The sequence below is a fragment of the Microbacterium sp. GW821-FHT01D02 genome (genome assembly GCF_059422585.1).
Map to the genome: position 1 here is coordinate 668,347 of NZ_JBWKXB010000001.1, position 23,582 is coordinate 691,928.

General features: G+C 66.6%; 26 protein-coding genes. All 26 read right to left on the bottom strand.

All coding sequences use genetic code 11. The features are described 5' to 3' along the window. A complete protein-coding gene (locus tag AC07VM_RS03270; RefSeq protein ID WP_494909972.1) occupies window positions 1-606 on the bottom strand; it encodes an adenylate kinase in 606 nt (201 codons plus the stop codon). After that, entirely contained in the window at window positions 603-1,925 is a 1,323-nt protein-coding gene (secY, locus tag AC07VM_RS03275; RefSeq protein WP_267415680.1) for a preprotein translocase subunit SecY, read from the bottom strand. The genes AC07VM_RS03270 and secY overlap by 4 nt, the downstream gene beginning before the upstream one ends. 183 nt (window positions 1,926-2,108) lie before the next feature. Beyond that, window positions 2,109-2,729 (bottom strand): 50S ribosomal protein L15, encoded by a 621-nt coding sequence (gene rplO, locus AC07VM_RS03280; RefSeq protein ID WP_494909973.1) that lies wholly within the window; start codon window positions 2,727-2,729, stop codon window positions 2,109-2,111. Next, complete coding sequence (gene rpmD / locus AC07VM_RS03285) at window positions 2,729-2,914, bottom strand: 50S ribosomal protein L30 (protein ID WP_017201575.1); 186 nt, start codon at window positions 2,912-2,914, stop codon at window positions 2,729-2,731. The genes rplO and rpmD overlap by 1 nt, the downstream gene beginning before the upstream one ends. After that, window positions 2,914-3,612, bottom strand: coding sequence for a 30S ribosomal protein S5 (gene rpsE, locus AC07VM_RS03290; RefSeq protein WP_416383321.1), 699 nt, complete (start codon window positions 3,610-3,612; stop codon window positions 2,914-2,916). The genes rpmD and rpsE overlap by 1 nt, the downstream gene beginning before the upstream one ends. Continuing rightward, complete coding sequence (gene rplR / locus AC07VM_RS03295; protein WP_017201578.1) at window positions 3,609-3,968, bottom strand: 50S ribosomal protein L18; 360 nt, start codon at window positions 3,966-3,968, stop codon at window positions 3,609-3,611. The genes rpsE and rplR overlap by 4 nt, the downstream gene beginning before the upstream one ends. 2 nt (window positions 3,969-3,970) lie before the next feature. Continuing rightward, on the bottom strand, window positions 3,971-4,507 hold the full coding sequence (gene rplF, locus AC07VM_RS03300; RefSeq protein ID WP_017829197.1) for a 50S ribosomal protein L6: 537 nt from the start codon (window positions 4,505-4,507) through the stop codon (window positions 3,971-3,973). A 6-nt stretch (window positions 4,508-4,513) separates the two neighbouring features. Further along, window positions 4,514-4,912: a 30S ribosomal protein S8 gene (gene rpsH, locus AC07VM_RS03305; protein ID WP_017829198.1), complete on the bottom strand. Its 399-nt coding sequence runs from the start codon at window positions 4,910-4,912 to the stop codon at window positions 4,514-4,516. 132 nt (window positions 4,913-5,044) lie between these two features. Then, window positions 5,045-5,635: a 50S ribosomal protein L5 gene (gene rplE / locus AC07VM_RS03310; RefSeq protein WP_267415683.1), complete on the bottom strand. Its 591-nt coding sequence runs from the start codon at window positions 5,633-5,635 to the stop codon at window positions 5,045-5,047. After that, window positions 5,635-5,994: a 50S ribosomal protein L24 gene (gene rplX / locus AC07VM_RS03315; protein WP_017829200.1), complete on the bottom strand. Its 360-nt coding sequence runs from the start codon at window positions 5,992-5,994 to the stop codon at window positions 5,635-5,637. Before rplX ends, rplE begins: the two co-directional genes overlap by 1 nt. 2 nt (window positions 5,995-5,996) lie before the next feature. Then, window positions 5,997-6,365 (bottom strand): 50S ribosomal protein L14, encoded by a 369-nt coding sequence (rplN, locus tag AC07VM_RS03320; protein ID WP_017201583.1) that lies wholly within the window; start codon window positions 6,363-6,365, stop codon window positions 5,997-5,999. Next, complete coding sequence (rpsQ, locus tag AC07VM_RS03325) at window positions 6,362-6,694, bottom strand: 30S ribosomal protein S17 (RefSeq protein ID WP_267415684.1); 333 nt, start codon at window positions 6,692-6,694, stop codon at window positions 6,362-6,364. Before rpsQ ends, rplN begins: the two co-directional genes overlap by 4 nt. Next, window positions 6,694-7,011 carry a 50S ribosomal protein L29 gene (gene rpmC, locus AC07VM_RS03330; protein WP_017829202.1) on the bottom strand — a complete coding sequence of 106 codons (318 nt, stop codon included), beginning with the start codon at window positions 7,009-7,011 and terminating at the stop codon, window positions 6,694-6,696. The genes rpsQ and rpmC overlap by 1 nt, the downstream gene beginning before the upstream one ends. Next, window positions 7,011-7,430: a 50S ribosomal protein L16 gene (rplP, locus tag AC07VM_RS03335; protein ID WP_017829203.1), complete on the bottom strand. Its 420-nt coding sequence runs from the start codon at window positions 7,428-7,430 to the stop codon at window positions 7,011-7,013. Before rplP ends, rpmC begins: the two co-directional genes overlap by 1 nt. After that, on the bottom strand, window positions 7,430-8,185 hold the full coding sequence (gene rpsC, locus AC07VM_RS03340; RefSeq protein WP_017201587.1) for a 30S ribosomal protein S3: 756 nt from the start codon (window positions 8,183-8,185) through the stop codon (window positions 7,430-7,432). Before rpsC ends, rplP begins: the two co-directional genes overlap by 1 nt. Next, window positions 8,185-8,583 (bottom strand): 50S ribosomal protein L22, encoded by a 399-nt coding sequence (gene rplV / locus AC07VM_RS03345; RefSeq protein ID WP_144874271.1) that lies wholly within the window; start codon window positions 8,581-8,583, stop codon window positions 8,185-8,187. Before rplV ends, rpsC begins: the two co-directional genes overlap by 1 nt. Beyond that, window positions 8,583-8,864 (bottom strand): 30S ribosomal protein S19, encoded by a 282-nt coding sequence (rpsS, locus tag AC07VM_RS03350; RefSeq protein WP_017201589.1) that lies wholly within the window; start codon window positions 8,862-8,864, stop codon window positions 8,583-8,585. The genes rplV and rpsS overlap by 1 nt, the downstream gene beginning before the upstream one ends. Before the next feature lie 12 nt (window positions 8,865-8,876). After that, complete coding sequence (rplB, locus tag AC07VM_RS03355; protein WP_017201590.1) at window positions 8,877-9,716, bottom strand: 50S ribosomal protein L2; 840 nt, start codon at window positions 9,714-9,716, stop codon at window positions 8,877-8,879. Window positions 9,717-9,736: 20 nt separating this feature from the next. Then, window positions 9,737-10,060 (bottom strand): 50S ribosomal protein L23, encoded by a 324-nt coding sequence (gene rplW / locus AC07VM_RS03360; protein ID WP_017829206.1) that lies wholly within the window; start codon window positions 10,058-10,060, stop codon window positions 9,737-9,739. Further along, window positions 10,057-10,719, bottom strand: a complete 663-nt coding sequence (gene rplD, locus AC07VM_RS03365) for a 50S ribosomal protein L4 (protein ID WP_021201122.1) — start codon at window positions 10,717-10,719, stop codon at window positions 10,057-10,059. Before rplD ends, rplW begins: the two co-directional genes overlap by 4 nt. A gap of 2 nt (window positions 10,720-10,721) precedes the next feature. Then, window positions 10,722-11,381, bottom strand: coding sequence for a 50S ribosomal protein L3 (gene rplC, locus AC07VM_RS03370; protein ID WP_267415688.1), 660 nt, complete (start codon window positions 11,379-11,381; stop codon window positions 10,722-10,724). A gap of 8 nt (window positions 11,382-11,389) precedes the next feature. Beyond that, window positions 11,390-11,698 (bottom strand): 30S ribosomal protein S10, encoded by a 309-nt coding sequence (gene rpsJ / locus AC07VM_RS03375; RefSeq protein WP_017201594.1) that lies wholly within the window; start codon window positions 11,696-11,698, stop codon window positions 11,390-11,392. Between the two features lie 804 nt (window positions 11,699-12,502). Then, window positions 12,503-19,459 carry a DUF5979 domain-containing protein gene (locus AC07VM_RS03380; RefSeq protein ID WP_494909975.1) on the bottom strand — a complete coding sequence of 2,319 codons (6,957 nt, stop codon included), beginning with the start codon at window positions 19,457-19,459 and terminating at the stop codon, window positions 12,503-12,505. A 224-nt stretch (window positions 19,460-19,683) separates the two neighbouring features. Continuing rightward, on the bottom strand, window positions 19,684-19,896 hold the full coding sequence (locus tag AC07VM_RS03385; protein ID WP_045264638.1) for a hypothetical protein: 213 nt from the start codon (window positions 19,894-19,896) through the stop codon (window positions 19,684-19,686). A 152-nt stretch (window positions 19,897-20,048) separates the two neighbouring features. Continuing rightward, the gene (tuf, locus tag AC07VM_RS03390) at window positions 20,049-21,239 is read right to left on the bottom strand and encodes an elongation factor Tu (RefSeq protein WP_017829210.1); all 1,191 of its coding nucleotides are present in this window, start codon (window positions 21,237-21,239) and stop codon (window positions 20,049-20,051) included. A gap of 160 nt (window positions 21,240-21,399) precedes the next feature. Further along, a complete protein-coding gene (fusA, locus tag AC07VM_RS03395) occupies window positions 21,400-23,514 on the bottom strand; it encodes an elongation factor G (protein ID WP_494909976.1) in 2,115 nt (704 codons plus the stop codon). Between the last annotated feature and the right edge of the window lie 68 nt (window positions 23,515-23,582).

Below are 23,582 nucleotides of genomic sequence, written 5' to 3' on the forward strand. Positions count from 1 at the left end.
TCAGGAGGCGGAGGCCGGGAGGCGGAGACCGCGTGCGGCCAGCGCCGCGAAGATCCGCTCGGTGATCTCGTCGAGGGAGCCGACGCCGTCGATGCGGTCGACGATGCCCTTGGCGCCGTACACCTCGAGGATCGGAGCGGTCTCGCGCTCGTAGATGTCGAGTCGGTGCCCGATGGCCTCCGGGGTGTCGTCCGAACGCCCCTGCTCGGTCGCGCGGAGCGTCAGGCGCTCCAGGCTCTCCTCGCGCGGCACGTCGAGCAGGATGACGGCGTCGAGCGCCTCCCCCTTCTCGGCGAGGAACGACTCGAGGTGGACGACCTGGGCGGTGTTGCGCGGGTACCCGTCGAGCAGGAACCCCTGCGCCGCGTCGTCCTGGGACAGACGGTCGCGCACGATCTCGCTCGTCAACTCGTCCGGAACGAGGTCACCCTTGTCGAGGATCGCCGTGACCTGCTGGCCGAGGGGCGTCCCCTCCTTGATGTTCGCGCGGAAGATGTCACCGGTCGACACGACCGGGATGCCGTAGGACTCGGCGATGCGCACGCCCTGCGTGCCCTTTCCGGAGCCCTGCGGGCCGACGATGAGAAGACGTGCGGATGCTGTCATCGGAGAAGCCCTTCATAGTGACGCTGCTGCAGCTGCGCATCGATCTGCTTGACGGTCTCGAGACCGACGCCGACGATGATCAGGATCGACGCGCCGCCGAACGGGAAGTTCTGGTTGGCGCCGACCGTGGCCAGAGCGATCAGCGGGATGAGCGCGATCAGACCGAGGTACAGAGAACCGGGAAGCGTGATGCGCGTGAGGACGTAGTCGAGGTACTCGGCCGTCGGGCGTCCTGCGCGGATGCCCGGGATGAAGCCGCCGTACTTCTTCATGTTGTCGGCGACCTCGACCGGGTTGAACGTGATCGCGACGTAGAAGTACGTGAAGCCGATGATCAGCAGGAAGTACGCGGCCATGTAGAACGGGCTGTTGCCGGTCGTGAAGTGCGTCGTGATCCAGGTCACCCATTCCGGCGGCGTGGAACCGTCCTGCGGGGTGTTGAACTGGGCGATCAGTGCCGGGATGTACAGCAGCGACGAGGCGAAGATCACGGGGATCACACCCGCCATGTTGACCTTGATCGGGATGTAGGTGTTCGTGCCGCCGTAGGTGCGGCGACCGACCATGCGCTTGGCGTACTGCACCGGGATGCGACGCTGCGACTGTTCGACGAAGACGACCAATCCCATCACGATGATCCCGACGAGGAGGACGAGAAGGAAGATCTCGAAGCCCTTCGTCTGCCAGATGAGGCCCATCGCGCCGGGGAACGTCGCGGCGATCGAGGTGAAGATGAGGAGCGACATGCCGTTGCCGATGCCGCGCTCGGTGACGAGCTCGGCGAACCACATGATGAGGCCGGTGCCGGCGGTCATCGCCATGATGATGAGCAGCTGCGCCCACCACACGTCGTTCGTGAGCAGTTGCTGGCAGGCGGCCAGGTCGGTCGACCCGAACAGCTGCCCGCTGCGCGCCACCGTGACGAGAGTCGTCGACTGGAGCAGCGCGAGGGCGATGGTGAGGTAACGCGTGTACTGGGTCAGACGGGCCTGACCGGCCTGTCCTTCCTTGTGCAGCGCCTCGAAGTGCGGGATGACCACGCGGAGCAGCTGCGTGATGATCGTCGCGGTGATGTACGGCATGACGCCGAGCGCGAAGATCGACAGCTGCAGCAGTGCACCGCCGGAGAAGAGGTTGACCAGTCCGAGCAGACCATCGGTGCCCGCGTTCGCCGCAAGACACTCTTCGACGTTCGGGAAGTTCACGAACGGCGCCGGGACGTTGGAGCCCAGTCGGTAGATCGCGATGATGGCGAGAGTGAAACCGATCTTCCGGCGCAGGTCCGGGGTGCGGAAGATCCGCGCGATGGCGCTAAACAAGGACGTTCCTCCTGAAAAGGTTGCCGATTCCCGAAGGACGGCTGAAAGACCAGGGTAACGCAATCCCGGGTTCTCGGAATTCGCCACCGATACCAGGCCCGCCGGATGCGGCCCCAGAGCGAGGTCTCGGAGTGTGCAACCACAAGAGGGGCCGGAGAATCTCCGGCCCCTCTTGTGCAGCGGTTACTTGACGGATCCGCCCGCCGCCACGATCTTCTGCTCGGCAGAACCCGAGACCTTGTCGACCGAAACGGTGAGCTTCACGGCGATGTCGCCATTACCGAGAACCTTGACCTTCTCGTTCTTGCGAACGGCACCCTTGGCGACGAGGTCGCCGATGGTGACGTCGCCACCCTTGGGGTACAGCTCCGCGAGCTTCTCCAGGTTCACGACCTGGTACTCCACGCGGAACGGGTTCTTGAACCCGCGCAGCTTCGGGGTGCGCATGTGCAGCGGCATCTGCCCACCCTCGAAGCCGACGCGAACGGTGTTGCGCGCCTTGGTGCCCTTGGTGCCGCGACCGGCGGTCTTGCCCTTGGAGCCCTCACCACGGCCGACGCGAGTCTTGGCGGTGTTGGATCCGGGGACCGGACGCAGGTGGTGGACCTTCAGCACGCCGGGGCGGGATGCCGGAGCATCCTTCTTCGCAGCCGGCTTCTTGGCAGGAGCCTCAGCCTTGGCGTCAGCCGCGGCGGTCTTGGCCGGAGCCTTCTTCGCAGCGGGCTTCTTCTCGGCGGCAGCCTTGGGAGCTGCAGCCTTCTTCGTGGCCTTCTCAGCCTCGACGGCTTCGTTCTTCTCAGCCATTAGTCGATCTCCTCAACCTTGACGAGGTGTGCGACGGTCTTGACGTAACCGCGCGTCTGCGCGTCGTCGGGGCGAACGGTGGTGTCACCGATCCGCTTCAGACCGAGGCTGCGCAGCGTGTCGCGCTGGTTCTGCTTCTCGCTCACCTTGGACTTGATCTGCGTGACCTTCAGTCGCGCGGCCATCAGGCACCTACCTTCTGTGCGGCGATGGCCTCGGCCTCGGCGCGCACGAGGCGCGCAGGGGCGACCTGGTCGAACTCGAGGCCACGACGTGCGGCGACCGCACGAGGCTCCTCGAGCTGCTTCAGGGCGGTGACCGTCGCGTGCACGATGTTGATCGTGTTCGACGAGCCGAGCGACTTCGACAGCACGTCGTGGATACCGGCGCACTCGAGCACGGCGCGGACCGGACCACCGGCGATGACACCGGTACCGGCAGCGGCCGGGCGGAGCAGGACCACACCAGCGGCGGCCTCACCCTGCACGGGGTGCGGGATGGTGCTGCCGACGCGCGGAACGCGGAAGAAGTTGCGCTTGGCCTCTTCGACACCCTTCGAGATCGCCAGGGGGACCTCACGGGCCTTGCCGTAGCCGACGCCGACCAGACCGTTGCCGTCACCGACGACCACGAGAGCGGTGAAGCTGAAGCGACGACCACCCTTCACGACCTTCGAGACACGGTTGATCGTGACGACGCGCTCCAGGAACTGGTTGTCACCACGGTCGCGCGAGTTGCGGTCGCGGCCACCCTGGTTGCGGTCACGACCGCCGCGGCGGCCATCACGCGAGTCGCGAGCCGGCTCAGCCTGCGTGGTGCCGGCAGCCGTCTCGGAAGTGGCAGCAGCCGCTTCGGTCACTTCGTTCTCCTTGTTGTCACTCACAGTGCCAGACCCCCCTCGCGGGCGCCGTCGGCGATGGCGGCGACACGACCGGCGTAGCGGTTGCCGCCACGGTCGAACACTGCCTCGGAAACGCCGGCAGCCTTCGCACGCTCGGCGAGGAGCTCGCCGACCTTGCGGGCCTTGGCGGTCTTGTCACCCTCGAGCGAGCGCAGGTCGGTCTCGAGCGTCGAAGCCGACGCCACGGTGTGACCCTTGCTGTCGTCGACCAGCTGCACGAAGACGTGGCGGGCCGAGCGGTTGACGACGAGACGCGGACGCGCCTCGGTGCCGACGACCTTCTTGCGAAGGCGGGCGTGACGACGCGCGCGGGCGTCAGACTTTGACTTGAGAGCCATGGTTACTTACCACTCTTTCCGGCCTTGCGACGCACGTTCTCGCCGGCGTAGCGCACACCCTTGCCCTTGTACGGCTCGGGCTTGCGGATCTTGCGGATGTTGGCAGCTGCCTCGCCGACAGCCTGCTTGTCGATCCCGCTGACGGTGAGCTTCGTGGTGCCCTCGACCGTGAGCGTGATGCCGGCGGGCGGGTCGATCAGGACCGGGTGCGAGAAGCCGAGGGCGAACTCGACCGAGCTGCCCTTCTGCTGCACGCGGTAACCGGTGCCGACGACCTCGAGACCCTTGGTGTAGCCCTGGGTCACGCCGATGATGTTGTTGTTGATGAGCGTGCGGGTCAGGCCGTGAAGCGACCGCGACTCGCGCTCGTCGTCGGGACGGGAGACCAGAACCTGGTTCTCCTCGACCGCGACCTCGATGGGGCTGGCCACCGTGAGGGTGAGTTCACCCTTGGGGCCCTTCACCGCGACCTCACGGCCGTCGACCGAAACGGTCACGCCCGCGGGAACGTCGATGGGAAGTCGTCCAATACGCGACATTTCGAATTACCACACGTAGGCGAGAACTTCTCCGCCCACGCCCTTCTGCTCTGCCTGACGGTCGGTGAGAAGACCGGAGGAGGTGGACAGGATGGCCACGCCGAGGCCGCCGAGGACCGTGGGGAGCTCGGTGGACTTCGCGTAGACGCGGAGACCGGGCTTCGACACGCGCTTGATGCCGGCGATCGACCGCTCGCGGTTCGGGCCGTACTTCAGCGTCAGCGTGAGGTTCTTCCCGACGCGAGCGTCAGAGGTCTCCCAGCCGGCGATGTAGCCCTCCTGCTGGAGGATCTGGGCGATGTGCGTCTTGAGCTTGCTCGACGGCAGGGTCACGGAATCGTGGTGCGCCGAGTTCGCGTTACGCAGACGGGTCAGCAGATCTGCGACCGGGTCTGTCATTGTCATTGTTGTTTTCCTTTGTTCATGAGGTTCCGGCTGCCGTTACACGACAGACGGCCTGCGATGACACGCAATTTTCAATTGTACGTGCACATCGACGGGCTCAGTGACACGAGACCACTGAGCCCGTCAAGGGTGTTACGCCTGTGCGTCTTCCGAGCGGAACGGGAAGCCGAGGTGACGGAGCAGCGCCCGACCCTCGTCATCCGTCTTCGCGGTGGTGACGACGGTGATGTCGAAACCGCGAACCCGGTCGATGCGGTCCTGATCGATCTCGTGGAACACGCTCTGCTCCTGGAGACCGAAGGTGTAGTTGCCGTTGCCGTCGAACTGCTTGGCCGAGAGACCGCGGAAGTCGCGGATACGGGGCAGTGCGAGCGAGACGAGGCGATCCACGAACTCCCACGCGCGGTCACCACGGAGGGTGACGTGAGCGCCGATGGCCTGGCCCTCACGCAGCTTGAACTGCGCGATGGACTTGCGGGCCTTCGTGACGATCGGCTTCTGGCCGGTGATCTTGGTGAGATCGTCGACCGCGCCATCGATCACCTTGCTGTCGCGAGCTGCCTCGCCGACACCGGTGTTCACGACAACCTTGACCAGTCCGGGGATCTGCATGACGTTCGCGTAGCCGAACTCTTCCTGCAGGGCCTTCTTGATCTCGGAATTGTACTTCTGCTTCAGGCGCGGCTGGATCTTGCCAGCCGGCGCGGCAGTGTCGGTGCTCATCAGAGGTCCTTACCGCTCTTCTTCGCGTAGCGCACGCGGACGGTGCGCTTCACGCCGTCCTTCGTCTGCTCCTCGACCCGGTGGCCGACCTTGGTCGGCTTCTTGGTCGAGGGGTCGACGAGTGCGACGTTCGAGATGTGGATGGAGGCTTCGACGGTCTCGATGCCTCCGGTCTTGGTGCCACGCTGCGTCTGGCCGACGCGGGTGTGCTTGGTGACGTAGTTCACGCCTTCGACGATCACGCGGTTCTTCTCGGCAAGGACGTCGAGGACCTTGCCCTGCTTGCCGCGGTCGCCGCCACGCTCCTGCGTGGCACCGGTGATGACCTGAACCAGGTCACCCTTCTTGATCTTCGCCATGATTAGATGACCTCCGGCGCCAGCGAGACGATCTTCATGAACTTCTTGTCGCGAAGCTCACGACCGACCGGCCCGAAGATACGGGTGCCGCGGGGCTCCCCGTCGTTCTTCAGGATCACTGCGGCGTTCTCGTCGAACTTGATGTAGGAGCCGTCCGGACGACGGACCTCCTTCTTGGTGCGGACGATGACCGCCTTGACGACGTCGCCCTTCTTCACGTTGCCACCGGGGATCGCGTCCTTGACGGTCGCGACGATGGTGTCGCCGAGACCCGCGTAACGACGCTTCGAGCCACCGAGAACGCGGATGGTGAGCAGCTCCTTGGCGCCGGTGTTGTCGGCGACCTTGAGTCGGGATTCCTGCTGAATCACTTGGCCTTCTCCAGAATCTCCACCAGACGCCAGCGCTTCGTGGCGCTCAGCGGGCGGGTCTCGTTGATGAGGACCAGGTCGCCGACGCCGGCGGAGTTCGCCTCGTCGTGCGCCTTGACCTTCGAGGTGCGGCGGATGACCTTGCCGTAAAGCGGGTGCTTCACGCGGTCCTCGACCTCGACCACGATGGTCTTGTCCATCTTGTCGCTGACGACGTAGCCGCGACGTGCCTTGCGGTAGCCGCGGGCAGCGGTGTCGCGGACGTCGTGCTCGGACGACTCGTGTCCTGCGGCCTGCGTCTCCACAGTCGCTTCCTTCTTGGTGGCCATCACTCAGCCTCTTCCTTCACGGCGTCGTCGGCGGAGTCCGCCTTCTTCGCCTTCGACTTGGTCGCCTTCTTGGCCGGAGCCTCGACCGGAGCGGGCGTCGCACGGATGCCCAGCTCGCGTTCGCGGATCACGGTGTAGAGGCGCGCGATGTCGCGCTTGACGGCGCGGATGCGGCCGTGGCTCTCCAGCTGGCCGGTGGCCGACTGGAAACGGAGGTTGAACAGCTCCTCCTTGGCCTTGCGCAGCTCCTCAACGAGGCGCTGGTCTTCGAATGTGTCGAGCTCTGCCGGGGCGAGCTCCTTGGTGCCGATCGCCATTACGCGTCGCCCTCCTCGCGCTTGATGATGCGTGCCTTGAGCGGCAGCTTGTGAATTGCACGGGTCAGAGCTTCGCGAGCGAGCTCCTCGTCGACACCCGCGACCTCGAAGAGGACACGGCCCGGCTTGACGTTCGCGACCCACCACTCGGGGGAACCCTTACCGGAACCCATGCGGGTCTCGGCAGGCTTCTTCGTGAGCGGACGGTCGGGGTAGATGTTGATCCACACCTTGCCACCACGCTTGATGTGACGGGTCATCGCGATACGAGCGGACTCGATCTGACGGTTCGTCACGTAAGCGGGCGTGAGGGCCTGGATACCGTACTCGCCGAAGGAGACCTTCGTGCCGCCGGTGGCCTGACCCGAGCGACCCGGGTGGTGCTGCTTGCGGAACTTGACCTTACGGGGGATGAGCATTATGCCGACGCTCCTTCTGCGACAGGTGCCTCGTTGCGCGGGGCACGGCGGCGGTCGCCACCACGGTCGTCACGACGAGCCTTGGGTGCGTTGGCCTGCTCGCGAGCGAGCTCCTTCGCGGTCAGGTCGCCCTTGTAGATCCAGACCTTCACGCCGATGCGGCCGAAGGTGGTCTTCGCCTCGTAGAAGCCGTAGTCGATGTTCGCGCGCAGCGTGTGCAGCGGCACACGACCCTCGCGGTAGAACTCCGAACGGCTCATCTCGGCGCCGCCGAGGCGGCCGGAGACCTGGATGCGGATGCCCTTGGCGCCGGCGCGCTGAGCGCCCTGCAGACCCTTGCGCATCGCACGACGGAACGCCACACGAGCAGAGAGCTGCTCGGCGATGCCCTGCGCGACGAGCTGAGCGTCGGCCTCGGGGTTCTTGACCTCGAGGATGTTCAGCTGGATCTGCTTGCCCGAGAGCTTCTCGAGGTCGCCGCGGATGCGCTCGGCCTCGGCGCCACGACGACCGATCACGATGCCCGGACGGGCGGTGTGGATGTCGACGCGGACGCGGTCACGGGTGCGCTCGATCTCGATGTTCGAGACACCGGCGCGGTCGAGCTGCGTCTTGAGCAGGTTGCGGATCTTGATGTCCTCGGCGACGTAGTCGGCGTAACGCTGACCGGGCTTCGTCGAGTCAGAGAACCAACGCGAGACGTGGTCCGTCGTGATGCCGAGACGGAAGCCGTACGGGTTTACCTTCTGTCCCATTACTTGCTCGCCTTCTTGTTGCTGTCGCCCGCAGCGGCCGGAGCCGCCTCAGGCGTCGAGAGCACGACCGTGATGTGGCTCGTGCGCTTCTTGATCTGGAAAGCGCGACCCTGTGCACGGGGCTGGAAACGCTTGAGCGTCGTGCCCTCGTCGACGTACGCGTTGGCCACGTACAGGTCCTGCTCGTCGAGGAACTCGCCGTCACGATCCGCCTTGACCTGCGCGTTGGCCATGGCCGACGCGACAAGCTTGTAGATCGGCTCACTGGCGCTCTGCTGTGCGAACTTCAGGATCGCCAGAGCCTCCTGGGCCTGCTTGCCCTTGATGAGCGCGACGACACGACGAGCCTTCTGCGGGGTCACGCGGATGTGCTTCACGCGTGCGATCGATTCGACCATTAGCGGCGCCGCCCCTTCTTGTCGTCCTTCTCGTGGCCGCGGAAGGTGCGGGTGGGCGCGAACTCGCCCAGCTTGTGACCGACCATGGTCTCGGACACGAACACAGGGATGTGCTTGCGTCCGTCGTGGACCGCGATCGTGTGACCCAGCATGGCCGGGATGATCATGGACCGACGGGACCAGGTCTTGATGACGTTCTTGGTGCCGGCTTCGTTCTGCACGACCACCTTGCGAAGCAGGTGCTCGTCGACGAAGGGGCCCTTCTTAAGACTGCGAGGCATCTTCTCTTACTCCTACTTGCGCTTCTTGCCGGCGTTACGACGACGCACGATGTACTTGTCGCTTTCCTTGTTGGCGTGACGGGTACGACCCTCAGCCTGGCCCCACGGGGAGACGGGGTGACGACCACCGGAGGTCTTACCCTCACCACCACCGTGCGGGTGGTCGACCGGGTTCATCGCGACACCACGGACGGTCGGGCGGACGCCCTTCCAGCGCATGCGGCCGGCCTTGCCCCAGTTGATGTTCGACTGCTCGGCGTTGCCGACCTCGCCGATGGTCGCGCGGCAGCGCGCATCGACGTTGCGGATCTCGCCCGAGGGGAGACGCAGCTGGGCGTAGGGGCCGTCCTTGGCGACGAGACGGACGGATGCACCGGCCGAACGTGCCATCTTCGCGCCGCCACCGGGGCGGAGCTCGATCGCGTGGATGACGGTACCGGTGGGGATGTTCTTCAGCGGGAGGTTGTTTCCCGGCTTGATGTCAGCCCCGGCACCCGACTCGACGATGTCGCCCTGCTTCAGCTTCGCCGGAGCGAGGATGTAGCGCTTCTCACCGTCGAAGTAGTGCAGCAGCGCGATGCGCGCGGTGCGGTTGGGGTCGTACTCGATGTGAGCGACCTTGGCGTTGACGCCGTCCTTGTCGTTACGACGGAAGTCGATGACGCGGTACTGGCGCTTGTGGCCACCACCGATGTGACGGGTCGTGATGCGGCCCTGGTTGTTGCGACCACCGGTCTTCGAGAGCGGGCGCAGCAGCGACTTCTCCGGCGTCGATCGAGTGATCTCGGCGAAGTCAGCCACCGACGAGCCGCGACGGCCCGGGGTCGTGGGCTTGTACTTGCGAATAGCCATGATTGTCCTTATCCCCCGGATCAGCCGATTGCCGTGAAGATGTCGATGGTGCCCGACTTCAGGGTGACGATGGCGCGCTTGGTGTCCTTGCGCTTGCCGGTTCCGAAGCGGGTGCGGCGAGCCTTGCCGACGCGGTTGAGGGTGTTGACCCCTGCGACCTTGACGCCGAAGATCTTCTCGATGGCGAGCTTGATCTCGGTCTTCGAAGCGCGCGGGTCGACGAGGAAGGTGTACTTGCCCTCATCGATCAGCCCGTAGCTCTTCTCGGACACGACCGGCTTCAGGATGATGTCGCGCGGGTCCTTGTTCAGGGCCGTCTGGAGAACAGATGCCTGCTCGCTCATGCGGAGACCTCCTGGTTGGCGCCGGACTTGGAGGCGATGAAGCCCTCGAGCGCGGCCTGGGTGAAGACGATGTCGTCGGAGACGAGCACGTCGTATGCGTTGAGCTGGTCGAACGTCAGCACGTGCAGGTTCGACAGGTTGCGGATGCTCTTCAGCGTCACGTCGTCGTTGCGCTCGATCACGACGAGCACGTTCTTCGACGAGACGACGTTGGTGAGGAAGTTCACCGCGGTCTTCGTCGAGGGCGTGCCGTCGATCCCGAAGGACTCGATGGCGTGGATGCGGTCACCGCGGAAGCGGTCGCTGAGCGCGCCCAGCAGGGCGGCGGCGATCATCTTCTTGGGGGTGCGCTGCGAGTAGTCACGCGGCTTCGGGCCGTGGACGATGCCACCACCGGTCATGTGCGGCGCGCGGATGGAACCCTGACGGGCGTTACCCGTGCCCTTCTGCTTGAAGGGCTTGCGGCCGGCACCGGAGACCTCGCCACGACGCTTGGTCGAGTGCGTGCCCTGGCGAGCCGCCGCGAGCTGCGCGACGACGACCTGGTGGATGAGCGGGATGTTCGTCTTGGCGTCGAACAGCGCGGCGGGAAGCTCGATCGAGCCTGCCTTCTTGCCGTCTGCCTTGAGGACGTCGAGCGCGAGAGTGGAGTCAGCCATGATCAGGCACCCTTCACTGCGTTGCGGACATAGACGATGCGGCCACGAGCACCGGGGACGGCGCCCTTGACGAGCAGCAGACCCTTCTCGATGTCGACGGCGTGCACCGTGAGGTTGAGGACGGTCACGCGCTCGCCACCCATACGGCCGGCCATGCGCATGCCCTTGAAGACGCGGCTCGGAGTCGACGATGCGCCGATCGAGCCGGGCTTGCGGTGGTTGCGGTGCGAACCGTGCGAAGCCGAGACGCCCTTGAAGTTGTGGCGCTTCATGACACCGGCGAAGCCCTTGCCCTTGCTCGTGCCGACGACGTCGACGAGCTGGCCTGCCTCGAAGGTGCCGTCGACCGTGAGCTCCTGGCCCAGGCTGTAGTCGCCGGCGTCCGCGGTGCGGATCTCGGTGACGTGACGACGCGGCGTGACGCCGGCTGCCTCGAAGTGCGCGGAGAGCGGCTTGTTCACCTTGCGGGGGTCGATCTGGCCGTACGCGATCTGCACGGCGTTGTAGCCGTCCTTCTCGGGCGTGCGGACCTGGGTGACCACGTTGGGCGCCAGCTCGATGACGGTGACGGGAATGAGCTTGCCGCTCTCGTTCCACACCTGGGTCATACCGAGCTTCGTGCCCAGCATGCCCTTGGAAATCTTGGAGTTGATGTCAGCCATGTCGAACCTCAGAGCTTGATCTCGATGTTGACATCGGCCGGCAGGTCGAGGCGCATCAGCGAGTCGACGGCCTTGGGCGTCGGGTCGACGATGTCGATCAGACGCTTGTGGGTGCGCATCTCGAAGTGCTCGCGGCTGTCCTTGTACTTGTGCGGCGACCGGATGACGCACACGACGTTCTTCTCGGTCGGAAGGGGCACGGGACCGACGACAGTTGCACCCGCACGGGTCACGGTGTCGACGATCTTGCGTGCGGACGTGTCGATGACCTCGTGGTCATACGACTTCAGGCGAATGCGGATCTTCTGTCCCGCCATTGTCTGCTCTCTCTCTTTAGGCGTCATACCGTCCGGGACCGGGTGGCCCTGGGGCATTGGACGCACGTCGGCGCTGTTCGCGCCTCGGCACGAGAACGACTCTCGCGAGTCGATCTGCTGCACCACTGTTCTTCTGTCAGCCGGACGCCATGAGGCGATCGGATGCCGACGTCCGCCGCGCACGGCGGAACCCTTCTCGGAGAAGGGGTGTCGGGGTGTGTTCTGCTACCCGCGGCCTAGAACCCTGCGCCATCCCTGAGGTGACGCCGTCTATGCACTGCCCTGGCAGTGATCCGACGCACGCACAGCGGCGACGGAATATCGAACCTGTCTATTCTGCCATGCCCGATTTCACTTCTGCAAACCCGGGCGTGTCGCGCTCTCCGCGCGGGGCTCCGAGCGGCCGGAAAACGGGTCAGATCGCAGGAGATAGCGGGGCGAGGCATCCCCATGCCTCGCCCCGCTTGGGGAGGGCGTTCAGTGCGAGGGGGCACACCGAACGCGAGTAGCTCGGCGTGAAGGGACGCCGAGCTCCTCGATCGAGGGCGCGGCGGAAGACCCGCCGCGCGGGCGGGGCGAAGTGGCGGCGCACAGATGGCGCGCTACGCACGATGATCCCCAAAATCAGTTCCCCAGTTTTTAGCACGGCATGATCCGTGCAACTTCGGTGCGTCGAACCCCTTCGACGTACCAGGCCGCAAGATCCCCAGGCGGCTTCCGTCATCCTACTTGATCCGAGTGCGGAATCGCCACACCCGAGATCGGTCTGTCGGGGTGGGTGCGCGTGGCACCCACCCCGATGACTCACTCCGCTGCGGAATCGGTGCGACGACGCACGCCGCGGATCAGCAGGAACGATCCCCCGCCGAGGAGCAGGAGCAGCGCCGTCCAGAGCAGCACACCGCCCGCGAGGCCGGTCTGCGGCAGGATCTTGACGAAGGTGTTGGTCACCTCGACCTCGGTGGGCGCCACGGCGTCCGTGAGGTCCACGGCGGCGCGGATGCCCTCCGTCGTCGTCGCCGGGTCGACCGAGGTGGTCACGGTGATGGCCGTGCGCACCGCCGTCCCGGCATCCGTCTCGACGATGTCGCACTTCGCGTCGACGGGCAGCGACTCGTAGCCGGCCGTGTACCCGCCGGCGGCCGTCAGCTCACGGACCGCGCCACCGGGAACGGCGATCGGCCGGTCCTCACCGTCGGTCGGGAGCACGCACTGGAGCTCGACGGCGAACGGGCCGTCGGCCCCCTCCGCGTCCAGGTCGCCGATGCGCTTCTTCGTCACGACGATGGACGTGAGGTCGAACGTGTTCGTCGCCGTCACGGTCCAGGCCGGGTCGGTGCCCTCGCCGATCGTCACGGTCCCGTCCGTCGGATCGAGCACCGTGCTGGTCGCGCCGCCCGCCCCGATCTCCTCGACCACGCACGAGGTGCTGGTCGGGTAGGGACCGAAGGACCGCATGCTGTTCGCCTCGAGCTCGAACTCCAGGGAGAGGATCTCCTGCCCGCGGTAGGTGCAGACCGCGCTGAAGGTGAAGGGTCCGGCCCCGTAGAGCGCCGCCCCGTCGCCGTCCACGTTCTTGACCACCGTGAGCACACCCGTGTCGAAGCTGTTCGTGAAGGACACCGCCGAGGCCGTGGTCCCCACCTCCACCTCGGCCGTGCCGTCGCCGAGGTCGGTGACGCCGGTGCCGGTGACCGTGATGCCGTTCGCCGCGGCACTGTCGACCTCCGCGATCTCGCACGTCGAGCGCGCCGGGATCGTGTTCGTCGGCGCCGTGTAGGTCTCGCCGTCCTCGAGCGTGAAGGTCAGCTCGGTGGCTCCTCCGGCGAACGTGACCGGGATGCCGGTCGCGCTCGTGCAGGAGAGGGTGAAGTCGAACGGTCCGAAGACTCCCGCCGCGGCATCCGTGTCGACGGTCTTCGTGACCGACAGCCCGGAGTACTCGTAGGTGTTCACGAGCTCCACGACGGCGGACGACGGCACCGGGTCGCCGGGTGCGGTGACCTGGTCGATCGTGACCGTCGTCGGCGAACCGGAGCGGCTCGCCTCTCCGTACGACCCCGTCGTCCCCTGCTCGGAGACGGTGCAGGACGCCCCGAACGGGATCCCGTCGATGCGCCGGGAGAAGTCGTCGCCCTCGTCGAGCACGAGCACCGCGTCGGCGCCCAGGTCGAGCGGGACGCCGTCGATGGTGCAGTCCACATCGGCACGGAACGCGTCGGCCGCGTAATCGGCCGCGGGTCCGGTGACCTGCTTGTCGACGCGCAGCGCGCCGACCACCAGGTGCACGCCCACGGGCGACGGCGCGATGCGCTGGAACCGCGTCTCGTCCGCATCGCGGAACTTCACACCGAACTGGTTCCAGGCGAACGAGTCGGATGCGGGCACGACGGCCGGAGCACCGGTGGCGTCATCCGCCGAGGCGACGACGTTGGTGGAGCTGTACGTCACGTCCACGAACTGACCGGGCGTCAGCGCGCCCGCCGTCGAGGTGCGGAAGTCGAGGCTGACCCGGATGCCGGAGACGACCGACCAATCCGTGTCGGCGTCCGCGACGGTCCACACCTCGCCGTTCTGGGCACACGGCGTCTGATTCACCAGGTTCGCCCACGTTCCGGTGCAGACGCCGGTCGACGTGGTCACCTCGATCACGGTCGTGGTGCCCTGCGGCGCGTTCACGGCCAGGTCGTCCAGCATCTGCGGACGGTACGCCGAACCGCGGCTCGCTCCGGAGATGAGGGAGCGGTCGCCCGCGACGGGGAGCTGGTCGAACAGCACCATCTCCGCCATCTCGCTGGTTCCGCCGTTCTGCGCGCGCAGCACCCAGGAGTCGGTGCCGCCGATCTCGCTGTTGGCCGCGCAGGGCGAACGGAAGTACGCGCCACCGGTCACGACGAGGTTCTGCTGGCAGATGACGTCGGGGCGACCCGGCAGGATCGCGCCCTGTCGCTCACCACGCACGCCCTTCACGACGAACAGGCTCGTCGCGTTGGTGGGGGTCACGTAGTCGGTGGTGCCGCAGGTCGTGATGTCCGCGGCCCATGCTCCGGTGACCGATCCGCCGGCGAGGGAGTTGGTGCAGGACTCGAGGTTCTCCCCCGTGTGCACCGTCATCTGGTTGATGGCCTGCTGGCCGATGCCGAGTCCCGGCTGCAGCTGCAGCAGGATGCGCACCGAGAAGGTCTCGCCGGGCGCCATGCGGGAGCCGGCGGGCCACGCGAACACGAGCTCCGAGCCGTCCTGGACCATGCTCGTCGGCTCCGGCAGCAGACCTGCGGGGTCGGGAGTGTAGACGGGGGCGTCGCCGAGGTAGACAAGGTGCGACGGCAGCAGGTCGCGCAGCTCGTCGATCGTCAGGTAGCCCGTTCCGGTGTTGGTGAAGGACAGGTCCCACGGGACAGAGTCGCCGGCGGTCGCGACGTGGCTCAGCCCGTCGTTGACCTGCTTGTTCACCGAGATCCGGAAGGTGCCGGGGCTCAGCGCGACGGCGGCGCTGGTCGACTTCTCGGCCGACGTCTCACCGTTCAGGCGATCGCTGATCACGGTCACGGTGTTGGGAACGCTTCCCTGGAGGGCGATCGCCTCCCCGCTCCCCCGGTGCTCCTCACGGAGCTGCACGGTGAAGGCCGCGGTGGTGCTCCAGCGCGGCGCGGGGACGGTCGGCGAGAAGAACGCACCGTCGGCGCGCGAGAACGAGAAGCGGACGCCCTCGATCTCACCGAAGCGGTCCGCCGCCACCGGAACGGTGGCGCCGGCGATGGTCGTCGGAGCGGACGAGACCCACTCGTCGGAGCCGTCGGCGGCGAACGGCCCGTAGACCGCGACCGTCACCCGGTCGGCGCCGGCGGGCGGCGTGATCGCGCCGAGTCCGGTGAAGTCGAACGCATCCCAGAACTCGGGAGAGCCGGCGATGTCGTCGGTCAGGCGCACCTCGGCCGGCGACAGCGTGCTGACCGGGTTCGTACCCTGGTTGGCGCCGAGGGTCACCGTCACCGGGGTGTCCTTGGTCGGCTCGGTGAGGGCGTTCGGCGACACCGTCTTGGTCGGTGCGACGTTGAGGTCGCCACCGGTCAGGGTCACGGCCACCGCGTCACGCGCGCCGGTCAGTCGCCCGTCGCTCAGGATCGGGTCGTACGACTGGGCGAACACGCGGTTCGCGACGCCGACGCGCTCGTTCGCGGCGACGGTCTGCGCCGCGCCCGTGCTGCGCAGTGTCGGGCGCAGCTGCGTGTCCATCACGACGCGCAGCACGTTGGCCGGGGTGATCGTCCCGCCGCTCACCGCGGGGTCGGTGCCCTGGAGCGTGACGCTGACACCCACGACGTCGCTCAGTGCCGCGGCATTCATCGCGTTGACCGCGGCGGCTGTCGTCTGCACGGTGGAGTAGTCGCCGTCGGCATAGCGCAGCAGCCAGACGACACTCGCTGCGAGGTCGACCTGGTCCGCGATTGCGGCCGAGATCGTCACCTTGCGCAGGTCGAACCGCTCGAACGGGTTCCCCTGTCCGGGGGCCGTCAGCCACTCGATGTCATCGGTGTACGGGTCGGACTTCGCGCCCGCAGCCGTTCCGGCACTCTGGCACACCGTCATCGCGTCGCCGTCGGCGCACGCGGGCGGATCCGTCACCCGGATGTAGGACGCCCGTGCGACGGAGTCGTTCCGCGCCTCGAGGGTGAAGCGCGCCGTCGGGTACGTGGTCGGGTCGGTGCCCGCACGAGGCACGTGCAGCGGCGTCGTCGGCGTCACGGACTTGCGCACCGTGACACCGGGGCCGGGGTTCGTGATGATGATCGTGTCGCCGTCGGCGTCGGTCGCGACGGGACCGGTTCCGAGCGGCTGCCCGTCGATGCGGACGGTGTTCTCGACCGCGCCGGCATCCGCGGTGTTGTAGACGACGTCGTCGACCACCCACTCGCCGTCCGAGCGCTTCTGGTCACGGATCTGCCACGTCAGGTCGAACGTGCGCACCGCACTGCTCGAGCCGACACCGGCACCGATCGCGGTGACCCACGGGTCGCCGGCCGCAGCAGCATCCGCCCGGGCCTGGTCGTTCGGCGAGAGGGCGATGCGGAACCCGGTGGCATCCGCACGCTCCGCATCGGTCAGCACGTATCCGACGAAGGCACCGCCCTGGATCCATCCGCCCGAGGGCTCGGTCACCGTCTGCCATGCGCCGCCGCGGTAGAGCTCCACGGCGTCGACGACGTCGTACTGCATGTACCAGCCGTTGCTGAACGGCGCGCTGTTCGCGGGGATCGCGTCGATTCGCGCGAGGTCGAAGGCGTCGTACACCGTGCCTGCCACGGCGCCGGGAGCGCTCGCGGGGTCGAAGGCGTCCGCTGCGGGAGCCGGGTCGGTGATGGCCACACGCCCGTAACCCTCATCCACGCGCCAGCTCAGGGTCGTGCCGCGCAGCTGTCCGGACTGCGCCGACACGGTCGGCTCGCTCCAGCGCTTGTCGATCCCGATCGTGCCCTCGTTCGCGACGGTCTCGATCGTCGCGGTGGCCTCGTCGGTCGCGTCGTCGGAGAGGTCGGTGCCGCTCCCGGTCACACCGGTGCCGGTGGTCGTGGCCGTGTTGAGGTAGTCGGTGGGCTTGTCGTCGCCCGGGACCGTCGGTCCGCCGCTGCGCAGGTCACTGCGCGCCGTGGAGATCACGTACGGGGTGACCGTCGTCCCCGCGGCGAAGCCGGCCGGGTCGGTGTTCTCGAACGTGAAGCGGATGCCGCGCACATCGTCGATGGAGACCCCGCCGGGGAGCGCCGCGGCGATCTGGGCCGCGGTCATCGACACCTGATGGGGCTGCCCCTGTGCGGGGAAGACCTGAAGCTGACGCCAGGCGCCGTTCTCGTCCTGCACCTCGACGGTCAGCACGGTGTTCGACGGCACCTGCGTCGGAGCGATCGACGACAGGTTGAAGCCGTCCCAGAAGCCGCCGGTCCCCGTCCACGCGTCCTCGACGATGATCTTGTTCGGGGTGATGTAGTCCGACGTCGTGGTCAGGCTCGCAGCGAGCTCCGTGACGACCGGCTCGCCGGGTGCAACCGAGCCGGACGGGCGGATCTTCTTGGCGAGGGCGACGTCGATCTTCGGCTCGAGGAGCGTCAGGTCGGCGGTGTCGGTGTCTTCGGCGTCCACGCCGTTCTGCGCGAGCACCGATGTGGTGGCCGAGTTGGTGACCTTCCGCTCCGGCGCGCCGCCGATCGCGGCTTCGGTGGTCTGGATGGTGAAGTCGACGATGCTGCTGGCACCGGAGGCGATGCCGCCCCCCGTGGCGGTGAAGACCAGCTCGAAGCCGGAGATCGGGACGCTCGGCGCGGCCGGGATCGTGCCGTCCACGAGGGCCACCTCGATCGGCTCGCTGCCGTCGAGCGGGTGGTAGCGGAGCACGCCGGCCTCGGCGTCGCTCGGCCAGGTCGGCGCAGCGGTGAATCCGTCGAAGCGGATGTCGTCGTCGAAGAAGTCGAGGTCGGCGATCCGGAGCTCGTTCACACCCACGTCGGAGGTGTTCGTGCCGACGATCCGGGATGCCGCGTCGTCGCCCGCGGCGATGCGCTCGGGGTTGATGCTCTTGCTGGTGGCCGCCGCGATGGAGGCGGGGATCACGCGGTAGTTCGCGGTGGCGGTGTCGGTGACGGGATCGCGTCCCTCGACGGCAGCGGTCGCGACGACGACGTTGTCGACGGCGTGCACGGCCTTCGAGAGGTCGGCATCCGTGTTGCGGTGGCGGTCGCGCTGCTCGACCTGGATGGCGACGGTGCCGGTGGCCGACTCCGCGATCGCCGTGCCGGTGTAGGTCAGACGGATACCGCCGACTTCGGCGGGGTCCACTCCGGAGGGGAGCTCGGGCGTGGTGGCGGGAGGCCCGGGGACCCACTGCCACGTGCCGTCCGCCTGCTGCAGGTACAGGTCGACCTGCACCGCGTCGGCACCCGCCGGAAGCGCGGCGTTGCCGAAGCCGGTGAAGTCGGTGATGGTGAACGGGTTGCTCGCGTCGAGCGTCGCTGCGCCATCGCTCGCGGACGACGGCTCCTGCACGATCAGCTTCTCGACGGGGCCGTTCGAGGCGTTCTTGACCGCGAGGTCGATCGTGGAGGGCGAGCCGGGGTTGAAGCTCTGCGGCGACGGCGACCAGGCCTTGGTCACATCGACGTCGATGATCGCCGGCGTGATCACCGTGATGGTGGCGTCGTCCTTCGCCGGAGCGGAGTTGGTCGCCTCCGTCTGGGCCTCGTTGGTGATGGTCTGCGTGCCGGGAGGCAGGTCCGACGGCACCTGGAGCGTGATGGTCACGGTGAACGTCTGACCGTTCTGCAGGCCGGTGCCCACCGGAGCGCTGATGGCCCCGGTGAAGTCCACGTCGAGCACGGTGTCGGCGGTCACGATGGACGGCGCCGTGGTGCCGACGGCGCCGTCGACCGTCCATGTCACGTCGCGCGGAACGTTGGTGGCGGCGGGCTGCATCGCCACGTTCTGGATCGAGTAACCCGCGAGGCCGGCGGGAAGCGCGTCGTGCAGCTTCGCGTCCAGGCACGACTGCTCGGAGCAGTTCACCGCGATCGTGTAGGTGAAGGGCTGGCCGGGCGAGACCTGAGCCGGCGAGACGCTCTTGGAGACTGTGAGGTACTCCGGGTCGCCCTCGGCCGCGACGGCGGCTCCTGTCGGAACGACCAATCCGGCGACGAGGAGCGCGATCGTGACGAGAGTGGCCCACACCCCCCGCGAGCGTCCGGCGATCATCGGCTTGCTGGTTGCGCGCACAGCGGTATCCCCTCATCGGCGCTGACGATGTCAGCAGCGTCCCCAAGGGCCCCCGCCCCCAGTGGTGACGATCGGACCACGACGAAGGGGGCCGAACGTCAGGGTCCTCCTTTACGAAAGGAGAAGACCCTATTCACATACTGGCATATTGCGCATTTCGAAATCGAATCGGGGCATGAAAGAAGGCGGTGCCCCTCGCGGGACACCGCCTTCCGGAGATCTGACTACTCGTTGCCGACGGCCTTGTCGGCGCTGTCACGGATCTCGTCGATCTTGTCGGCGGCACCCGGAGCGATCTTCTTCGCGAAGTCCGCGACGCCGTCGAGGACCTTGTCGCTGATGTCCTCGGCCTGCTCGCTCTTCACGGCCTCGGCGATCTTGTCCTTGTTCTGCTCGTACAGGTCCTTGCCCTTGTTCACGGCGTCTTCGATGCCCATGTGATTCCCCTTCTGAACGTGTGCCGCCGACCGATCGGGGCGACCACACTCATTGTGCATGTCCGCATGGGCAAAGGGAACCCTCGAGACGCGGTGTTAACGACAGAGGGGCCGGACCCGAAGGTCCGACCCCTCTGCGAGGAAGCAGATGCTTACTTGATGATCTTCGTGACCGTACCGGCGCCGACGGTGCGTCCACCCTCACGGATGGCGAAGCCGAGGCCCTCCTCCATGGCGATCGGCTGGATCAGCTCGACCGTCATGTCGGTGGTGTCGCCGGGCATGACCATCTCGGTGCCCTCGGGCAGCGAGATGACGCCGGTGACGTCGGTGGTGCGGAAGTAGAACTGCGGGCGGTAGTTCGTGTAGAAGGGGTTGTGACGGCCACCCTCGTCCTTGGACAGGATGTACGCGGTGCCCTCGAAGTCGGTGTGCGGCGTGACCGAACCCGGCTTGACGATGACCTGACCGCGCTCGACGTCCTCACGCTTCGTGCCACGGAGCAGGAGACCACAGTTCTCGCCGGCCCAGGCCTCGTCGAGCTGCTTGTGGAACATCTCGATACCCGTGACCGTGGTCTTGACGGTCGGACGGAGTCCGACGATCTCGACCTCGGAGTTGATGGCCAGCGTGCCACGCTCGGCGCGACCCGTGACGACGGTTCCACGACCGGTGATCGTGAAGACGTCCTCGACGGGCATCAGGAACGGCTTGTCACGGTCACGCTCCGGGTCCGGAACGCTGTCGTCGACAGCCTGCATCAGGTCCAGGATCGCCTGGGTCCACTTCTCGTCGCCCTCGAGGGCCTTGAGAGCGGAGACGCGGACGACAGGAGCGTCCTCGTCGAAGCCCTGGCCGGCGAGCAGCTCGCGGACCTCGAGCTCGACGAGCTCCAGGATCTCCTCGTCGTCGACCATGTCGGACTTGTTCAGCGCGACCAGCAGGTACGGCACGCCGACCTGCTTGGCGAGCAGCACGTGCTCACGCGTCTGAGCCATCGGGCCGTCGGTGGCGGCGACCACGAGGATCGCGCCGTCCATCTGAGCAGCACCGGTGATCATGTTCTTGACGTAGTCGGCGTGGCCGGGAGCGTCGACGTGAGCGTAGTGGCGCTTGGGGGTCTCGTACTCGATGTGCGAGATGTTGATGGTGATTCCACGCTGGCGCTCTTCCGGCGCCGAGTCGATGGAAGCGAAGTCACGCTGCACGTTGGTGTCGGACGGGTACTTGTCAGCAAGCACCTTCGAGATCGCTGCGGAGAGCGTGGTCTTGCCGTGGTCGACGTGACCGATCGTTCCGATGTTGACGTGCGGCTTGGTCCGCTCGAACTTGGCCTTAGCCACTGGGTCCTCCTCAGGACGTCGTTGTAGAGGTGACCGGGCACTGGTTTGCGACCGGTTCTCTACGGGTTAGGTTCTCAGTTTAGTAGAGAGGGAATGTGAAGTTGTAGGTGTCCTGGGAGCCGGCGCCTCGCTCACGAGGAGCCGGCTCCCAGAAGGACGATTACTCGCCCTTGGTCTTCTGGACGATCTCGTCGGCCACTGCGCGGGGAACCTCAGCGTAGCTGTGGAACTCCATCGAGTAGACGGCGCGGCCCGAGGTCTTCGACCGCAGGTCGCCGATGTAGCCGAACATCTCGGACAGCGGCACCTGAGCACGGACGACCTTGACGCCTGCGGCGTCCTCCATCGACTGGATCTGGCCACGACGCGAGTTCAGGTCGCCGATGACGTCGCCCATGTACTCCTCGGGCGTACGGACCTCGACGGCCATCAGCGGCTCGAGCAGAACGGGGTTGGCGCGACGAGCGGCCTCCTTGAAGCCCATGGAGCCCGCGATCTTGAACGCCATCTCCGAGGAGTCGACGTCGTGAGCCGCACCATCGACGATGGTCGCCTTGACGCCGACCATCGGGTAGCCCGCGAGCACACCGACGTTCATCGCGTCCTGGAAACCGGCGTCGATCGAGCCGATGTACTCACGAGGGATGCGACCACCGGTGACGGCGTTCACGAACTCGTAGGTCTGCTCGGCGTCGAGGTCGAGCGGCTCGATGGTGAACTGGATCTTTGCGAACTGTCCAGAACCACCGGTCTGCTTCTTGTGCGTGTAGTCGTGCTTCTCGACGGCCTTGCGGATCGTCTCGCGGTACGCCACCTGCGGCTTGCCGACGTTGGCCTCGACGTTGAACTCGCGCTTCATGCGGTCCACGAGGATGTCGAGGTGCAGCTCGCCCATGCCCTTGATGGTCGTCTGACCGGTCTCGGGGTTGAGCTCCGTGCGGAAGGTCGGGTCCTCTTCAGCGAGCTTCTGGATGGCGACACCCAGCTTCTCCTGGTCGGCCTTGGTCTTCGGCTCGATGGCGACCTCGATGACGGGCTCGGGGAACGTCATCGACTCGAGGACGACCGGGTGCGCCGGGTCGGTCAGGGTGTCACCGGTGGTGGTGTCCTTCAGACCGATGACCGCGTAGATGTTGCCGGCGGTGACCGAGGGGACCGGGATCTCCTTGTTGGCGTGCATCTGGAAGATCTTCCCGATGCGCTCCTTCTTGTTCTTGGTCGAGTTGACGACGGCCGAACCGGACTCGAGCTGACCCGAGTAGACGCGGACGTAGGTCAGACGACCGAAGAACGGGTGCACGGCGACCTTGAACGCGAGGGCCGCGAACGGGTCCTTCGCGTCGGGGTGACGCTCGATGATCGTGTCGTAGTCCTTCGGGTCGTGCGCCTCGATCGAGCCCACGTCGAGCGGGTTCGGGAGGAAGTCGACGACCGCGTCGAGCATCGGCTGGACGCCACGGTTCTTGAACGCGGAGCCGCAGAGCACCGGGTAGATCTCCGAGGCGACGGTCAGCTTGCGGATCGCGCCCTTGATCTCGGCGACCGTGAGCTCCTCGCCACCGAAGAACTTCTCGAGCAGCGCGTCGTCGGTCTCGGCGACGGTCTCGAGGAGCTGCTGGCGGTACTCGGCAGCCTTCTCCTTGAGGTCCTCCGGGATCTCCTGGATCTCGTAGGAGGCGCCCATGGTGACGTCACCCTTGGAGTCACCGGCCCAGACCAGCGCACGCATCTCGATCAGGTCGACGACACCGATGAAGTCGCTCTCCGCGCCGATGGGCAGCTGGATGACGAGGGGCTTGGCGCCCAGACGGTTGATGATCGTGTCGACGGTGAAGTAGAAGTCCGCGCCGAGCTTGTCCATCTTGTTGACGAAGCAGATACGCGGGACGTTGTACTTGTCGGCCTGACGCCAGACGGTCTCGGACTGGGGCTCGACGCCCTCCTTGCCGTCGAACACGGCGACCGCACCATCGAGGACGCGGAGCGAACGCTCCACCTCGACCGTGAAGTCCACGTGGCCGGGGGTGTCGATGATGTTGATCTGGTTCTTGTTCCAGAAGCAGGTCACGGCGGCAGACGTGATCGTGATGCCGCGCTCCTTCTCCTGCTCCATCCAGTCGGTGGTCGAGGCGCCATCGTGCGTCTCGCCGAGCTTGTGGTTGACGCCCGTGTAGAACAGGATGCGCTCGGTCGTCGTGGTCTTGCCGGCATCGATGTGCGCCATGATGCCGATGTTGCGGACCTTGCTCAGGTCCGTGAGCACGTCTTGTGCCACAGGAGTGTCCTTATCTTTTGGAGCAGTCGTACTGCGAAGAGGGGGTGCCCGCCCCTCGGCGAGTGGCC

Coding starts and splice junctions, on each gene's coding strand:
- AC07VM_RS03270 (WP_494909972.1), bottom strand. CDS start 606: ATGACAGCATCCGCACGTCTTCTCATCGTCGGCCCGCAGGGCTCCGGA.
- rplO (WP_494909973.1), bottom strand. CDS start 2,729: ATGGCTGAGAAGAACGAAGCCGTCGAGGCTGAGAAGGCCACGAAGAAG.
- rpmD (WP_017201575.1), bottom strand. CDS start 2,914: ATGGCCGCGCGACTGAAGGTCACGCAGATCAAGTCCAAGGTGAGCGAG.
- rplR (WP_017201578.1), bottom strand. CDS start 3,968: ATGGCTCTCAAGTCAAAGTCTGACGCCCGCGCGCGTCGTCACGCCCGC.
- rplF (WP_017829197.1), bottom strand. CDS start 4,507: ATGTCGCGTATTGGACGACTTCCCATCGACGTTCCCGCGGGCGTGACC.
- rpsH (WP_017829198.1), bottom strand. CDS start 4,912: ATGACAATGACAGACCCGGTCGCAGATCTGCTGACCCGTCTGCGTAAC.
- rplE (WP_267415683.1), bottom strand. CDS start 5,635: ATGAGCACCGACACTGCCGCGCCGGCTGGCAAGATCCAGCCGCGCCTG.
- rplX (WP_017829200.1), bottom strand. CDS start 5,994: ATGGCGAAGATCAAGAAGGGTGACCTGGTTCAGGTCATCACCGGTGCC.
- rpsQ (WP_267415684.1), bottom strand. CDS start 6,694: ATGGCCACCAAGAAGGAAGCGACTGTGGAGACGCAGGCCGCAGGACAC.
- rpmC (WP_017829202.1), bottom strand. CDS start 7,011: ATGGCGATCGGCACCAAGGAGCTCGCCCCGGCAGAGCTCGACACATTC.
- rplP (WP_017829203.1), bottom strand. CDS start 7,430: ATGCTCATCCCCCGTAAGGTCAAGTTCCGCAAGCAGCACCACCCGGGT.
- rpsC (WP_017201587.1), bottom strand. CDS start 8,185: ATGGGACAGAAGGTAAACCCGTACGGCTTCCGTCTCGGCATCACGACG.
- rplV (WP_144874271.1), bottom strand. CDS start 8,583: ATGGTCGAATCGATCGCACGCGTGAAGCACATCCGCGTGACCCCGCAG.
- rpsS (WP_017201589.1), bottom strand. CDS start 8,864: ATGCCTCGCAGTCTTAAGAAGGGCCCCTTCGTCGACGAGCACCTGCTT.
- rplB (WP_017201590.1), bottom strand. CDS start 9,716: ATGGCTATTCGCAAGTACAAGCCCACGACCCCGGGCCGTCGCGGCTCG.
- rplW (WP_017829206.1), bottom strand. CDS start 10,060: ATGAGCGAGCAGGCATCTGTTCTCCAGACGGCCCTGAACAAGGACCCG.
- rplD (WP_021201122.1), bottom strand. CDS start 10,719: ATGGCTGACTCCACTCTCGCGCTCGACGTCCTCAAGGCAGACGGCAAG.
- rplC (WP_267415688.1), bottom strand. CDS start 11,381: ATGGCTGACATCAACTCCAAGATTTCCAAGGGCATGCTGGGCACGAAG.
- rpsJ (WP_017201594.1), bottom strand. CDS start 11,698: ATGGCGGGACAGAAGATCCGCATTCGCCTGAAGTCGTATGACCACGAG.
- AC07VM_RS03385 (WP_045264638.1), bottom strand. CDS start 19,896: ATGGGCATCGAAGACGCCGTGAACAAGGGCAAGGACCTGTACGAGCAG.